Raw genomic sequence first — 14,887 nt, 5'->3', positions numbered from 1 at the left:
CTCGTTGAAAGATACGGTGGAGTGTTAAGGTCTTAACAAATAAGCGAATCAAACAAGGAAATTAGTGTGCCCGAAACTGCATTTAACGACCCTTCTTGGCTACGACTCAGCATCTTCATTGGTGTTTTGTTGCTGTGCACCCTGTGGGAAAACAAGCGACCGAGAAAGCACCTAACTGTCGACCGTTCATTTCGCTGGTTTAACAACCTCACATTGGTCGCACTAAATAGTGTCGTTATTGCCATAGTTATGCCGATTGCGGCCTTTCAAGCGGCCATCATCGCTTATGAAAACCATTGGGGCCTACTCAATGCTCTTGCCTTCCCGACTTGGTTAAATGTGCTGATAACCGTTGTGCTACTCGATCTCATCATCTACCTACAGCATTTAGTCTTCCATCGAGTTAAACCGCTATGGAAGCTTCACCGCATGCATCATGCTGACTTGGATATCGATGTCACAACCGGGACACGATTCCACCCGATAGAAATCATTCTCTCTATGGTGGTAAAAATCGCCGCTGTGTTTACTTTAGGCGTCTCTCCTATTGGCATCGTTGTGTTTGAAATCGTATTGAATGCCAGCGCCATGTTTAACCATAGCAATGCAAAGCTGTCACTGCCTTGGGACGCGACGTTACGTAAGTTGGTTGTGACGCCAGACATGCATCGCGTTCACCACTCCGTCATCGTGCGCGAGACACATTCAAACTTTGGCTTCTTCTTGTCTATCTGGGATCGCTTGTTTGGCACATATCGAGCTCAACCGGAGTTAGGACATGATGATGTTGTGATTGGTGTTCCAGAGATTCGCGACAAAGACGAGCAAAGATTAGATAAACTGATTACCCAGCCATTTCGTTACAAAGAAAAGTCTTCCTCATGAGCCGCTCAATGAAAGTGAATGTGTTTGGAAAAGTCATGCTTGCGGAATGCAAAGATGGGGTTTGGACGCTTTATATCGATTCAGAAACATCGATAAAGCGCCCAATCAGAGATTTGGTAGTGCCGCCATTTCTAGAAGAAGATGAGTTGCTGACCTACCTCGATGATATGTATCACGAACATGCAACCGCTACTCACCCCAGTGTATTTAGGATTGAATAGAAATCTTTAGGCTTTAATCAAATTACGTTTCTTGTTTGATTGAGTGACGCCGACAAACAAGCCGATAATCCCCAGAATAATCGATGAGATGGCGAGTACACTCACGTCTTGTTGTTTATTTATTGCTGCGTATACAAATGCAATACCAAAAAAGATGGCACCAAAGCTAAAGCCTGATAGCGCAGCAAAAATACCGAAGCTCGCCAGCTCCTTAAAGTTATCCATAACACTTCCCTGTTGAAAAATAAGTAATGTCAAAAAGTTAACGGAATATCTGACGAGAGTGACGATTCTTTTGCGAATTCCACAACCAAATTGATACCCCAATAGAAAATCCTAATAGCAACGTTTGCCATTGCAGTTGTCCACTGCTCTCGAAGATACCCAATCCATAGTGTGCATACGAGTTAAAGCCTACGCTACTTAACATAATCAATAAAACTAAAAGCAGCCCGGTCCGTCGATGCTTGATCAACAAATACACGGCAAGCAAATCTAAGAGACCCAAAGCACTCCAATACATGTTTAACCAGCCTGGGGCAAAATCGTAAGGCAAAAAGCCATCGACAATATTGTCGTAAAGGTGAATAACGCCACCTACTGTCAGGCAAAGGCATAGGAGAAACACTACGAATTTATCCATTATAGTTTCCTTTCCTTATCTGAATGAATGCGCAAAGCATATAGAAGTCAGCTAAACAATTGTAATTTCATGACCATTTTTGAGACCGACAGAGCCTTTAAACAGTACGTGAGGGGTACGAAAGAATAACAATGGCACTTCTTCCTTATGAATTCGCTCCTGATAAAAGCATAGCGTTTTGCTCGGAAGTTCGCTGAGTTGTAAAAGTTCGGTCTCTTTGTAAGGCATAAAATCCTCTTTTGATTCTTTCCAATCACCAAATTCTTGATTGGGCGACCAGAAAATCACGGTATTGGTTTTATCAAAGCCAAGCTCCCTCACATCAAACCGAAACCAACGACCTAGCGTTGTCGTCTCAAGGCCGCTCTTTCTCAATCCCTCTAGTACCTTGCCCGGATGAATCGGTGTAAAGTGAAGCACGTCATTCCAATAGCAATCCAACCCATGAACACGACGCTCTAGAGCTTGCGGGCGATACTCGTATTTCTTGACATGTTGTTGATACAAGTTCGGGTGTGACGCTTTCAAGCAGTTAAGAGGTTTCAATCGGTCTCCCGTCAAGTTGCTTGGTACGCGATGGTAAACGTAGGTCAAAGTTATCCCTCTTGTGGTGCTTTTAAGTCAATGAACAAAAACTTCATCGAAGGCGGAAAGATAAAGGCATCCTCACATCGATAACCTCTTAGCCACACACCATTATCCCGCTTACGCAGATATAAACCTCTGGGATAGGTCTCTTCCTGAGCAAGAGGCAAAGAAGCGAGCATTATGTATTCATCTTTTGTGAGCGAAATACCTTGAAGTAACAAGTATGATGCGACGGCGGGCGGACAAGGCTCTAGCCCTTTCAGAGCTGCATGAGCAACAAGCTCAGCCAGCGTTGCTCCAAAAGGAGCCCTTAATTCCGAAGGCGTTGTTACCAATACAGACAATGTCTGGGTACGTTGTTTGGTTTGTATCATTTGGTCTTCAAACAGCTGTAAGGTAAACTGATTGAATTGAATACGTTGTTCTTTGAGTTCTTGACACAACTCAGCATTCGTGTGATTACCGATTCCAACTTTCACTTCATTGCCTCAAGACGAATAAACTCACGAACTTGCTCTAAAGCATGTTGAAAAACAGGGTGCGCACGAAAAGAAATGTCTTTTGTCACCTTATGCCAAAAGAATTCAAAATCATGCCCACCATCATCTTGAGTGTGGAAGACCCACTGTTCCGGCAACGCTTCACATTCACACAAAACGAAATGCCAAATCTGCTCTTGAAACCCACTCTCCCAAGCCCCTAAGTAGGTTGTTTGATTGACCAGTTCAATCCCCGACTCTTCTGCCAATTCTCTTTTTGCCGCACTTAAGAAGTCGTAATCGAGGGGTTCAACAGTGCCTTTCACCAACTGAACGCCTGCAAGAGGATGTTTGAAAAGAAGAATCTCGTTATTTTGGTCTCTTAATACCACTGGACATACTTTATCGACCAAAGAGTACCTCCTCGCTCTGAAGGCATATTTGTTTCGCTTCTTCTAAGTACAAAGGCAAGTGACCTAGCGCAGAAAAGCTTACCAACTTCAACGTATATCGGTTGGCGTTAGATTACCTTTGCTTTTTGGGTGCAATGAGCCAATTTGCGATTTAGGTCACTCACTCTTGGAGTCGAAAATTAAAAAGGCAGAGCGATTACCCTGCCTTTGGTCGTATAGGAAGTTCGGTTGCTCTTACCTAATGTTGGATCAACTCACTTTAAGCAGTTCGTATTTATGCAGCATCGTTTGTTGATGCCCTGCGATGTCTGCGACTTGTTCCGAGCTCTCAACCATGGCTTCCAACTGAAGTTTGGTATGTTCACCTTGCTCAGAAAGGTGTGAGATAGCTTGAGAAACTTCAGCGGTAGCGCGTTCTTGCTCTTCTGTCGCAACAGAAATTTGGTCGACACGTTGCTGGATAAGCTGAACCGCTTCATTAATTTCAGTAAAGGTAGATTTCACTTGATGACTTGACTGCAACGCAGAAGACATTTCCTCACGTGAATCATTCACAGCCTTCCGAGAACGATCCGCTGCGATAACTAACTCATTCATCATTTCACGAATATTGGTGGTTTGCTGCGAGGTATCACTGGCGAGCTTACGAACCTCATCGGCAACGACCGCAAAGCCTCTTCCTTGCTCTCCTGCACGCGCTGCTTCAATCGCTGCGTTCAACGCAAGTAAATTAGTGTTGTCAGCAATGCCACTGATCATGTCAACCATTTCACGAATTTGTTTTACGCGCAGATCGAGCTCCATCATAGATTGTTCGTTTGTGTTGAGAGAGCTCTCTAGTGATTCCAAACGCAGGCGATTTTGTTCCACAACACTCACTCCTTTCACTGTATGCTCCGTCGCTAAATACGAATCTTCAGACGAAGCATTAGTGACCGATGCAATCTCCCGAATCGACGCTTCTAACTGAGTGATCGTCGTCACCATGCTCATTAACGCTTCATTTTGCGTGGTTAAGCTTTGATTTGTTTGCTCAGCAGCACCGTGGCTGATTTCTGCAGTTTGGTACAAGATATCGCAATTACGAGTCACGGTAGAAATAGAGTCGTGCGTTGAGGCGATGACAAGATTGAGCTTGCGTGCGACTTCTTTGAGTTCAAACGGACCTACCTCTTGAGCTTTGTCGCGAAAGTCATGCTCTGTTAATGCCGACAAGCGATTCAGAATATTTCTAAGACCTCGATTAATCCACGTTCTTAGCCCAAACCACGTTGCGAGGATGACCAGAGAGATAACACCAGCGGCAGTAACCACCATAAAAATAACGTTTTTAATTGTTTTCTGGACCACGGTTTCACGTTCTTTGATCAAAGCGGAGGCCGCATCAGACACTTGATCGAGTAAATACATGGTTTCATTTGAAAGCTGAGAGGCACGTTGAAACTCAGCTTTTTGCTGCTCACTCCTTTCCAACTTTGCCAATATTAAACGGAGTACACCATCGTCCTTGAAGCCCGCCTGTACCATTTCATAAGGCGCAATGAGGCTAGCAAACTCGTTAACTTCTGGATGCCATTCTTTGAAATCATCAAAAGCGAGATTGATGCCAGCGATGCGATTGCGCATCTCCTTGTATTCTCGCTCCGCTTTTCCTAGCTCAGTTTGCATCATCATGACCAAGAAAGTGCTTTCCATTGAACTTGCAGAGGCGATAAAACGATTTGCTGCATCACTCGATTCAGGATTTTCGTTACTAAGAAATGAACTGATGCGGTTCATCTCAGGTCCAATCGAACTAAGACCGTAACGAAACCCGCCAACAGCCGAGTTAATGTCACTTTGCATCTGAATCACCGCAGACTGTTTGGATAAAATGGAGTTGGTGATTTGATGGAATTCTGCGACATTTCCTTGGAGCATACTGGAGAGATGATCAGCAACGCCGGACGTTTGCTCGATTAGGTCGTCGCTTTGACTTGCCAGTTCTTCGATTTGAGATGTAATCAAAGGAAGTTCATTAGGATCGGTTATTTGCATTCCATAATTAAGCAGTTTCACCTGTTCCAACACGTTCCTTGTGAGTGTCGCGTTTGCCATTGCCATTGGTAACGCTTTTTGAGACAAGGCATTAAATTGGTCACCCACCTGCTCCACTCCTTTGAAACTTGAGACAGAAAGGGCTATAACAAGTGCGATGATAGTTAGAAATGTTGCACTGATAGTTTGAATCAGTGAAAAAGAAAGGCGTAAACGTTTGCGCTTTGTCATAATCAATGGATGTTCTTTCCTGAGTTTGAATCAACGTGTCCGCTTTTTCGTCACATAAGTGAGACAAAAACGTGATTTTCAGCCCATACTAGGTGTTGATTATGACGCTAATATTTCAGTTTTAAGTCATGGAGATGACCAGTGAGCAAGGTTCGTCATTTATTTTTTCCTTTAATAATCAGTGTGCTACTCAGTGCGTGCTCGTCAGGTCCAGATCCAGAAACACAAGTCAACGCCTCCCTGCCCGTCAATCAGCTGTTGTCCGACAATCAGGATTTGTACCAATTCTATAATGAGTGGGAAGGCACGCCTTATCGACTAGGTGGAACTAAAAAGTCAGGCATCGACTGTTCGGCTTTTGTTCAAAAAGCGTTTGTTGAGGCATACAAAATGTCGCTGCCGCGTACTACCCGCCAACAGTCTAAACAAGGTGTAGAAATGAGTTGGTCGGACGCCCAACAAGGTGATTTGGTATTTTTCAAAACCAAACGAAGCACATACCACGTGGGCATTTATCTTGGGAACAAACAGTTCATGCACGCTTCTACTTCAAAAGGCGTGATCATTTCGAGAATCGACAACCCATATTGGGCATCGAAATTTTGGCAAGTAAGAAGAGTTACAATGTAACTCTTCTTGAATTTGAATGACGCAAGAAGAGAATCAGTCGTAGGTCGCTACCGCGGTATCAAACAGGTTTTTAACTAATGCGATGTACTCATCCAAAAAGGCAATCTGCTCATTTGTCGCTTTCTTTGACCATACACCCGCAAGTACTTCACCCAAATCTTCAACGACCGCATCTGCCTCTTTTAGCAACTTAAAACGCACGCTTGAATGCAACTCTGGGTTTTGCTCGAATATCGCCATGATGTTCGATGCAACCATGTCAGTCACAACATCTTCAATGCTTTCTGATCCTGTGTCACCGATTTCAGACGTGAAAATATCTAAGTTAAGTGACAAGTGCTCAATTAGAGCGAGATATCCATCGGTTTCTACAACCACTGTTTTTCTCCGTTTAATGCAAGCCTTCGAAGCTGAAAGCGAAATAGTTTCAATAGTAAGACATGCCGAGAAAATTTCATTAACTTATTTCATATTAATGAGAGTTGACGCACTAACTGGATGGTTTTCAACCAATTGAGTTCGGTACTGTTCACCTTTCGAGCTGATGCTTTCAGCAGTTTGTGAGTTATTTATACAAGGCAGAGGCATTTACTTAAAATGACTAGGCGACAAGCCTCTCGTCGCGATTAAAACGCCTTTATCTCGAATAAAATTTAACTACAAAAGTTCAACAATCCCTAGTATCCCCTAGTCGTCTTCATGACTACAAGTTTGGTTTCGACCATTTTCTTTAGCGCGATATAACGCAGCATCGGCACTCTTAAGCCATTGTGTGTGGCTTTCGAAATACGATTTATACTCGCAAACGCCGATACTGATCGTGTAGTTAATCAAAAAGTCTTCAACTTTCACGATTTCTTGTTCAATTCGCTTTCTTAAACGTTCTGCAAAGTAACAAGCTTGCTCTTGATTGGTGTGTGGCAGCAAAACCGTAAACTCTTCACCACCAAAACGACCACATACATCGCTGCTACGCGCCGTTTTACGTAACAAGCTTGAGGTACGACGAATCACTTCGTCTCCCGTGTGGTGTCCATAGGTATCGTTGACCTTTTTAAAATGGTCGATATCAAAGATCACTAACGAGCTCGCCCCTTCAATCACTTTAAGTTGCGCAAATTCGTCCTTCAGAGATTGTTCCCAAAAAGCCCGATTAAATAGACCGGTGAGACCATCTTTACGGCTGATTTCCGATAAGTGTTGGTTAGTTTCTCTCAAATGGATACGGTTACGCGCCGTTTCTGAAACATCATTAATCTGAATTGCAATATGGCTAATTTCACCTGACAACGAGCGCAATGGCGTAATCACAATGTCTTGGAACATCAAGTTGCTGCTGTTAGAAACCGGAGAAAAGTTGTTGAACTTGAAAAGGTATGGTCGGTTTTCCCAGCTAGAAAATGAACGTGTTTCTAAATCTGCTGATGTCTTGAGTTTTGTCTCTAACCACCTTCTCGGAAGATCTTCAAAATGGTCAAATAAACACTCTCCAAGAATGTTTTGCGACAAAATACCACTGTACGACTGCATAAAGCTGTTCCAAACGCAGACTTTATAGTCTTGGTCGAGGACAATAAGCCCAGAGTCCATGGTATCCAGAATTTGGGTAACCCAGTGAAAGTCTGCTATGTCCAGCGTGATTTCGGACATTAGATTAGCTCCATGATGTCATAGATGATGTCTACGGATGATTTATCTATCAAAAACAGAACTTCGCACTCAAAATCGAGTGATTCTGCCATGTAGGTGTATTCAATGGTAAAGAGTTCACCAGATTCGTTTTTCTCTTCGCTGTAAGGGGTAATGTTCTCGATGATTCCTGGTTGGCGTAACGAAAACTGCTTGTCTAACTGGCTCCCAAGAGAAGTTAGGAATGAAGACACCAGTAAGTTCGACACATTAAGGATGATTTCGTTGTGTGGCGTGAATTCAAGTAAGTATCCGAGTCGTTCGCCGATTTGGTTGATATCTTTACCACGCAGGCAAACCAACGCCTCTCCGTGTATACCTCCCCCTACGAACCTTTGTGCCACCGCAACTGAGCTGTCTCGCCCAATCACATCCACCAGCGTCATATGTAATTCACCGTAAGACAATGGACCAACGTGAGGGACCGGCAATTGAATAAACTCACGTAGATGGTCCGCCATAATTGCAGCGCCCTTACCTAATGCAATATTGGCAACTTCACGGAACTTTGCTAACGGCGTAACTTCTAACGTATGTTGAGGTTCAATTTCAGTGTGAGCACTGACGGCATAATGAAGACCGAGCGTTTCATAGAGAGGAATAACCTGTTCTTCGGATAATGGTTTAGCAATGAAATCCATCGCCCCAAGATCTAAGCAGCGTTGTTTAGCCTCTTGTTGAACATCACCCGAAATGATGACAATTTTGGTTTGGTATTGACTAACAGGCAGGGACTCTAGTACTTCGAAGCCATCCATGACTGGCATGGTCAAATCGAGGAACAAAACGTCAATATTTTGTTCCGCTAGGATTTTCAATGCCTCGTGACCATCTTGGGCTTCGAGTAGGTGTAATGATGTATCTTGTACGATGGATCGGGTAATCAACTTTCGTGCGACCGCCGAGTCATCACAAATCAGTATTTTCATGCCACCAATGGAACTAAAGTCAAAAAAATAATAATACTAGCTGTGCTGTTTTAGCTCCATATGTTAAGCCGATAAATCATAGGGTTATAGGCGACGTGATTCACACTTATAAACATTTTCTACTATATGCGGAAGAATTATTGTCGAAGTTTGCTTAACTGCGCGTCAATGTTCCGCCGTTTATCCTAAACTATTGTTGGTCAAATAGATAAGCGAGGTTTTGTATGTGGCAAGCAATATCGCAACAGCTTTCTGATACCTTGATGTTCGAATATCAGATCACCGAGAAGGTGAAACTTTCCGGTGGAGACATCAGTGAAAGCTATATGATCAATGACGGAGAGCAGCGCTATTTCGTCAAAGTTAATGATCGGGATTTCTTAGCCAATTTTGAAGTAGAAGCAGAAAGCCTTCACCTATTGCGCGAAACCTCTACTCTATTTGTCCCAGAAGTCGTTTTGGTCGGTAAAACCAAAACGCACAGTTTTATCATCCTCAATTTCCTTCCCACTAAAACGCTTGAAGATAGCGATAACAGCTTTAAATTTGGTGAACAATTAGCGCGCCTGCATTTATGGGGTGAACAGAAAGAATTTGGCTTCGATACAGACAACTACATAGGTTCTACACTTCAGCCAAACCAATGGCATAAAAAGTGGTCAGTATTTTTCGCGGAGCAACGCATCGGGTGGCAGTTGCAACTGCTTAAAGAGAAAGGCGTTTCCCTGGTAGACATCGATGACTTTATTGACGTCGTGAAACAGCTTCTCGCTAATCACTCCCCACAACCTTCCCTACTGCATGGTGATCTATGGAATGGCAATGTGGCGCTCACACCCGCGGGCCCTATTTGTTATGACCCTTCTTGTTATTGGGGAGATCGAGAATGTGACCTTGCGATGACCGAGCTGTTTGGCGGTTTTCAACCTGAATTTTATCAAGGATATGAATCAGTTGCGCCACTTCCAATCGGCTATCAAGAACGCAAAGACATTTACAATCTTTATCACATCTTGAATCATTGCAACCTATTCGGCGGGCATTACCTTGAGCAAGCGCAATCGATAATTAAGAAGATAATTTCCTATTGATTTGGAAGGGAAAGATCATTACTGAGTGTAAATTTTCGACGCATATCACCCTAGATAATGACCTCAAGTCCAACGTTGGGTTTGGGGTCAACTTTTGTACTTATTTCGACTCAATTAGCAACCATAGCGCCTAATATTCTAAGTAACTCGGCTTACGTTGTATCTCTAACCCTAAGAGGCAAGCGAGTAACTAAGGGCTGTATTTTCTAAACAACAAAGTATTAAAAGCCCTGCAATACTAGGAGTTTATGTATGCAAAATTACACTGAAAGACATGTGAAATGTCCCCATTGTGGGCACTCAATCGGCATCACCCTCGATGCAAGTAACGGTAACCAAGAGTTCTATGATGACTGTCCGGCTTGTTGTCATGCTATTCATCTCAACATGAAAGTTGATGAATTGCAGCAGAAAGTTGAATTGTTCATTGACGACAATTACGAGTAATTACGCAAATCCCCCCCAATAGAAATATGAAAAGGAGCCGCAAGTGCTCCTTTGTTATTTATGTCCGTTTATTTTGACTACCTCGATAAACCAAGCTCGCTATTTCTTACAGACTTAAAGCTGCTTCGCTGCTAATACACGCTCGACCGTATCAACAATCGCTTGTGTTTGTGGGTCAAATTCTACGTTGATCTTTTCACCGACTTGGCGACGCCCGAATAGGGTTCTCTCTAACGTTTCTGGAATTAAATGAACGGAGAAACGATTATCTTCGACTTCACCAATCGTGAGCGAACATCCGTCTAAACCAATGTACCCTTTCGCAAGTACGTATTTCATTGATTCTTGTGGTAGCGTAAACCAAATCGTGCGGTTGTTTGGTGTATCAATCACTTCAGCGATTTCTGCCATTAAGCTAATGTGCCCTGACATGCTATGACCGCCGATCTCATCACCAAACTTAGCAGCGCGCTCAATATTCACACTATCGCCTGCTGTCAATTCGCCAAGGTTGGTCAGCGCTAGCGTCGCTTGCATTAGGTCAAAGCTGATTTGCGATCCTTCAATTTTCGTTACTGTAAGGCAACAACCGTTGTGCGCAACAGAGGCACCAATTTCAAGACCTTCACTTAGCGCGCCTTCAAGTTCAACAACGTGAGTTTGAAAACGATCTTTCTTGTCGATATGAACGACTTTAGCCGTACCCTGAACGATTCCTGTAAACATACTTTTTACCTATTTTTTAGAAGCGACTGATAGCCAAGACAAACGTCCGCAGATGATTTTTATAATCGTCTATCAATTAACCAAAAATCCACATCTTGTGGGTATGGTATCTGATCATACAATTGTTTATCATCTGCGCGGAGTTCCTTCGAGGCATTTTTTCACCTTATAGTGACTAAAATCAACCATCAGATCAGTTCATCACGTCTTTTGTCCTCAAGCGCTCTCTATCTTTTCAAATAATTTCTTTTACAACATATTGTTCCGCTCTGGAGTATTTCGTGCATCGCTATAAAGAAGAAGCATCGAGTCTTATCAAATTAGCAACCCCTGTGTTGATCGCTTCTGTCGCGCAAACAGGCATGGGCTTTGTGGATACCGTAATGGCTGGTGGCGTCAGCGCGACCGACATGGCGGCGGTATCTGTGGCAGCAAGTATTTGGCTTCCATCAATTCTGTTTGGTGTGGGCTTATTAATGGCGCTTGTACCAGTAGTCGCTCAGCTGAACGGCTCTGGTCGACGCGTTAAAATCCCATTTGAGATCCAACAAGGCATTGTCCTTGCGTTGCTTATCAGTATTCCTATTATCGGCGTACTATTCCAAACGCAGTTCATTCTTGGGTTTATGGACGTTGAAGCCGCTATGACAGAAAAGACGGTGGGTTACATTCATGCCGTGATCTTCGCTGTACCTGCATTCTTGTTGTTCCAAACCTTGCGTAGCTTTACTGACGGTATGTCTCTGACCAAGCCAGCGATGGTGATTGGTTTTATTGGCTTGATGCTGAATATCCCACTGAACTGGATTTTCGTTTACGGTAAATTCGGAGCGCCGGCACTTGGCGGCGTGGGCTGTGGTGTTGCTACGGCAATTGTGTACTGGGTTATGTTTGGCTTGCTGCTTCTATACGTGACGACGTCTGCTCGACTAAAAAGCATCAACCTGTTTGGTGAGTTCCACAAGCCTCAACTAAAAGCACAGATTCGCTTGTTCAAACTGGGTTTTCCGGTTGCTGCGGCGTTATTCTTTGAAGTTACCCTGTTTGCTGTGGTTGCACTTTTGGTCTCGCCACTAGGTTCGATCATTGTTGCCGCACACCAAGTCGCAATTAACTTCTCTTCGCTGGTATTTATGTTACCAATGAGCGTGGGTGCTGCAGTAAGTATTCGCGTTGGTCACCGTTTGGGTGAAGAAAACGTCGATGGTGCTCGTGTTGCGTCTCGCGTAGGTGTCATGGTGGGTCTTGCGCTTGCTATGATGACAGCGATTCTAACTGTCATCTTCCGTGAACAAATTGCCCTGCTTTACACCAATAACCCAGAGGTAATTGAATTGGCGATGGTGCTATTGCTGTTTGCAGCAATCTACCAATGTACAGATGCGGTGCAAGTGATAGCGGCCGGTGCTCTGCGCGGCTACAAAGACATGCGTGCTATCTTCAATCGTACCTTTATCGCATACTGGTTGCTTGGTTTGCCAATCGGCTATGTGCTCGGACGTACAGATTGGATTGTGGAACCAATGGGAGCTCAAGGCTTCTGGTTAGGCTTTATCATTGGTCTTTCTTCAGCGGCGTTCCTATTAGGTATTCGTCTACGTTGGATGCACCGCCAAGATCCAGAAGTACAACTGAACTTCTCTCAGCAATAATTCGGACTTCAACGCCCCAAACATTAAAGCCAGCACTCGCTGGCTTTTTTGATCTCTCCCGCGTGTCACAAAGTATACTTATCTGAGTGATTAAAAAGGAAATGCTGTGAGAAGTTCACTTGTTGCTACGGTGCTTTTGCTAACGACAACCTTACTCGGTGGGTGTAACGAATGGTTTAACCCAGAGAAAGCTGTATTCGAAAAATACAATCAACGCCTGGCGAATGTGTTAGATGTATCAGAATCTCAACTAGAAGCCTCTCCTGCCGTTACCATTCCTGATAAAAGAGAGCTATTCCAAGAGCTCCCCCGCCTATCACTTGGTTTGCTAGAAAGCTACCAATTACGCCAATGTGGTCTGTTTAACTTGCTCGCAGAAAAGAACTCGCAACTGGGTAAGGTCCAAGATGCTTTTTATGACTTCGATTACCAAACGAGTTTGCTTAGAACGTTGAATGGCTGTTTGAGTGATTACCCTCTAAGTGATGAAGAAAGTGCAAAGCTTAACGGCTTGTACGATCAGAAATGGCATCATCTAACAATACACCTCGACAATATGATGCTTACCAGCGATGCGATGCGCAAACAACTTACTGGCTCTGAATGGTTACCGTTGGGCAGTAAAGACCAAGTTGCCCATGTGCGAGACGCTTTCCTTGTGCTGGACGAGATGTATCAAACACCTTATCGCACCCTTTCGCGCTTACCCGACGTAACCATAGTGAATTATCAAGAAGAGATTGAAAAAACACGCCTTGTTGGTCGACTCTATTACACACTCATTGATGCGACCCAGTGGCTAGAACAAACCACGCAAATGCTTAAAGCAAACCAAAACAAAATTATTTGTGGTGCGAATCGTGATACCACGCAATTTCGTTATTTGAGGAACGTCTTTCAGTCCATTTATATCGCCGAAGTTCAACCATACATGGCGTTTGTCGATAGTACCTATCAGCAACTTGATGGTGGAATCAACTTAGTCGAACAGAGAATGGCGGCGCACGGTGCAAGTTACGGAATTGAAAATGCACATGAGCAGTTCAGACTTCAGACCATGGATCACGTGCAATTCTGGAAAAGTTTGTTCAAAAGATGTGGTGTTCAAGTTGGAAGCCAATAGAGCATCATCAATGAGGCACTCGCTCTCTTAAGAATCGCGCGAATCTTGGCTTACCGTTATGCGTATAACCGTTGTATCGGAAAGTAATCGTTGCCCCAATTCTTGGCGGGGATTTCCTCACGTCATCAGTAAAACCGCTGCCAATGTAAAACTCTGTGCCGTCAGCTAACCTTACCAGTACCGCCCCCATCATACCTAACAATCGCCCTGTTCCTGGCTTATAACCGATGACCGTCGCTTCTGCATCCTCAAAGCGTTTAAGCTTGAGTAAATCACTGCCTCTTCCCGCCTGATAACGGCTTGATACCTTTCTCAACATCACACCTTCACCATCAGATTGCGAAATTTGGTCAAGTTGTTCGAACAAATGTTTCTCATCTTGAATCGCACGATGCTCAACATACTTAATATGAGGTACGTCGATGGCAAATACCAAATCTTGAATGTTGTAGTAACGTTTCCTGTAGTCACCCGCCGAATAAGGCATATCAAACAACATAAAGTCGATACGTTGCCATGCACTTTCAATTGGGGTTTTATCTAACACGGTTTGTTGAACAAGGTGGAAGTTGCCCCGCCCGGCCCATAACTCGCCATCTAAGGGATATTCTGGTAAGACACCAGTAAACCAATCTGGCGCGTAAATGCGATTTCCATTTCGTGTCACTAAATGTTGTCCCGTCCAATAAGCACGAATGCCGTCAAGCTTTTCACTATACCAATATTGGGAAACATCAATTCCATCTTGGTACGAATCAGCGAGTGAAACAGGTGGTTGTAAATTTGGATCAGCATGAGGCTGGGCGGAAGCTATTACAGCGAGGGCAATCAATGTCATTCTTAATGGCATGCGGGAACCTTATATAAAAAAGCACCTCTATTGAACCGTACCTCCCATTAAATACCTACCTCACATTTAAAGTTCTACGATCCAATGCAATACCCATAAGCAAACAATTGCAACTAAACACATAAAGATCAGACCGAATTTGCATTTATAAACCCTGAAAACAGTTCACTTTTTTGATTCTCATATTGAGAAAAATCAGATTCTCAATATGAAACATCGTTTTTATTATATTTAATATACTGTAATTAAAGGT

18 protein-coding genes are annotated in these 14,887 nt (G+C 43.6%); 7 read left to right on the top strand and 11 right to left on the bottom strand.

Translation table 11 applies throughout. The features are described 5' to 3' along the window. Positions 1-66 precede the first annotated feature (66 nt). A complete protein-coding gene (locus J4N44_RS07705) occupies positions 67-885 on the top strand; it encodes a sterol desaturase family protein (protein WP_252045051.1) in 819 nt (272 codons plus the stop codon). Next, positions 882-1,106, top strand: a complete 225-nt coding sequence (locus tag J4N44_RS07700; RefSeq protein ID WP_049536023.1) for a DUF7661 family protein — start codon at positions 882-884, stop codon at positions 1,104-1,106. Before J4N44_RS07705 ends, J4N44_RS07700 begins: the two co-directional genes overlap by 4 nt. 6 nt (positions 1,107-1,112) lie before the next feature. Here J4N44_RS07700 and J4N44_RS07695 read toward each other — a convergent pair whose 3' ends face one another. The 6 genes from J4N44_RS07695 to J4N44_RS07670 all read right to left on the bottom strand — a co-directional run bounded on the left by J4N44_RS07695 (position 1,113) and on the right by J4N44_RS07670 (position 5,497). Then, positions 1,113-1,331, bottom strand: coding sequence for a hypothetical protein (locus J4N44_RS07695; protein ID WP_005445834.1), 219 nt, complete (start codon positions 1,329-1,331; stop codon positions 1,113-1,115). Between the two features lie 37 nt (positions 1,332-1,368). Further along, positions 1,369-1,749, bottom strand: coding sequence for a hypothetical protein (locus J4N44_RS07690; protein WP_252045050.1), 381 nt, complete (start codon positions 1,747-1,749; stop codon positions 1,369-1,371). 51 nt (positions 1,750-1,800) lie between these two features. Next, the gene (locus tag J4N44_RS07685) at positions 1,801-2,343 is read right to left on the bottom strand and encodes a hypothetical protein (RefSeq protein WP_252045049.1); all 543 of its coding nucleotides are present in this window, start codon (positions 2,341-2,343) and stop codon (positions 1,801-1,803) included. Positions 2,344-2,345: 2 nt separating this feature from the next. Next, complete coding sequence (locus tag J4N44_RS07680; RefSeq protein WP_252045048.1) at positions 2,346-2,816, bottom strand: hypothetical protein; 471 nt, start codon at positions 2,814-2,816, stop codon at positions 2,346-2,348. Then, on the bottom strand, positions 2,813-3,229 hold the full coding sequence (locus tag J4N44_RS07675; protein ID WP_045489287.1) for an NUDIX hydrolase: 417 nt from the start codon (positions 3,227-3,229) through the stop codon (positions 2,813-2,815). The genes J4N44_RS07680 and J4N44_RS07675 overlap by 4 nt, the downstream gene beginning before the upstream one ends. A gap of 249 nt (positions 3,230-3,478) precedes the next feature. Further along, on the bottom strand, positions 3,479-5,497 hold the full coding sequence (locus tag J4N44_RS07670) for a methyl-accepting chemotaxis protein (protein ID WP_252045047.1): 2,019 nt from the start codon (positions 5,495-5,497) through the stop codon (positions 3,479-3,481). A gap of 141 nt (positions 5,498-5,638) precedes the next feature. Here J4N44_RS07670 and J4N44_RS07665 point away from each other — a divergent pair, with 141 nt between their 5' ends. Beyond that, a complete protein-coding gene (locus J4N44_RS07665; protein ID WP_045489279.1) occupies positions 5,639-6,127 on the top strand; it encodes an NlpC/P60 family protein in 489 nt (162 codons plus the stop codon). 33 nt (positions 6,128-6,160) lie between these two features. On the opposite strand, the gene J4N44_RS07660 is transcribed toward J4N44_RS07665, so the two are convergent. The 3 genes from J4N44_RS07660 to J4N44_RS07650 all read right to left on the bottom strand — a co-directional run bounded on the left by J4N44_RS07660 (position 6,161) and on the right by J4N44_RS07650 (position 8,745). Next, positions 6,161-6,505 carry a DUF3802 family protein gene (locus J4N44_RS07660; RefSeq protein WP_005445842.1) on the bottom strand — a complete coding sequence of 115 codons (345 nt, stop codon included), beginning with the start codon at positions 6,503-6,505 and terminating at the stop codon, positions 6,161-6,163. A gap of 309 nt (positions 6,506-6,814) precedes the next feature. Beyond that, positions 6,815-7,777 (bottom strand): GGDEF domain-containing protein, encoded by a 963-nt coding sequence (locus J4N44_RS07655; RefSeq protein ID WP_005445843.1) that lies wholly within the window; start codon positions 7,775-7,777, stop codon positions 6,815-6,817. Further along, the gene (locus tag J4N44_RS07650; RefSeq protein WP_009697765.1) at positions 7,777-8,745 is read right to left on the bottom strand and encodes a response regulator; all 969 of its coding nucleotides are present in this window, start codon (positions 8,743-8,745) and stop codon (positions 7,777-7,779) included. Before J4N44_RS07650 ends, J4N44_RS07655 begins: the two co-directional genes overlap by 1 nt. 224 nt (positions 8,746-8,969) lie before the next feature. Here J4N44_RS07650 and J4N44_RS07645 point away from each other — a divergent pair, with 224 nt between their 5' ends. Then, a complete protein-coding gene (locus J4N44_RS07645; RefSeq protein WP_009697764.1) occupies positions 8,970-9,836 on the top strand; it encodes a fructosamine kinase family protein in 867 nt (288 codons plus the stop codon). 252 nt (positions 9,837-10,088) lie between these two features. After that, positions 10,089-10,283 (top strand): CPXCG motif-containing cysteine-rich protein, encoded by a 195-nt coding sequence (locus tag J4N44_RS07640; protein ID WP_005427574.1) that lies wholly within the window; start codon positions 10,089-10,091, stop codon positions 10,281-10,283. A gap of 114 nt (positions 10,284-10,397) precedes the next feature. Here the strand turns inward: J4N44_RS07640 and J4N44_RS07635 are convergent, their stop codons facing one another. Then, a complete protein-coding gene (locus J4N44_RS07635) occupies positions 10,398-11,009 on the bottom strand; it encodes a riboflavin synthase (RefSeq protein ID WP_005445847.1) in 612 nt (203 codons plus the stop codon). Positions 11,010-11,290: 281 nt separating this feature from the next. Between J4N44_RS07635 and J4N44_RS07630 the strand changes: the two genes are divergently transcribed. Beyond that, positions 11,291-12,661: an MATE family efflux transporter gene (locus J4N44_RS07630; protein ID WP_005445850.1), complete on the top strand. Its 1,371-nt coding sequence runs from the start codon at positions 11,291-11,293 to the stop codon at positions 12,659-12,661. A gap of 106 nt (positions 12,662-12,767) precedes the next feature. After that, positions 12,768-13,784, top strand: coding sequence for a DUF3080 domain-containing protein (locus tag J4N44_RS07625; protein ID WP_252045046.1), 1,017 nt, complete (start codon positions 12,768-12,770; stop codon positions 13,782-13,784). 7 nt (positions 13,785-13,791) lie between these two features. Here the strand turns inward: J4N44_RS07625 and J4N44_RS07620 are convergent, their stop codons facing one another. Next, positions 13,792-14,634, bottom strand: a complete 843-nt coding sequence (locus J4N44_RS07620; RefSeq protein WP_045489269.1) for a DNA ligase — start codon at positions 14,632-14,634, stop codon at positions 13,792-13,794. Positions 14,635-14,887: the final 253 nt, after the last annotated feature.

Origin of the sequence: Vibrio sp. SCSIO 43155 (assembly GCF_023716605.1) — a bacterium.
Classification (GTDB): domain Bacteria; phylum Pseudomonadota; class Gammaproteobacteria; order Enterobacterales; family Vibrionaceae; genus Vibrio; species Vibrio harveyi.
Note: the sequence above shows the minus strand (reverse complement) of the source record. Positions and strands in the feature narration are given on the sequence as shown.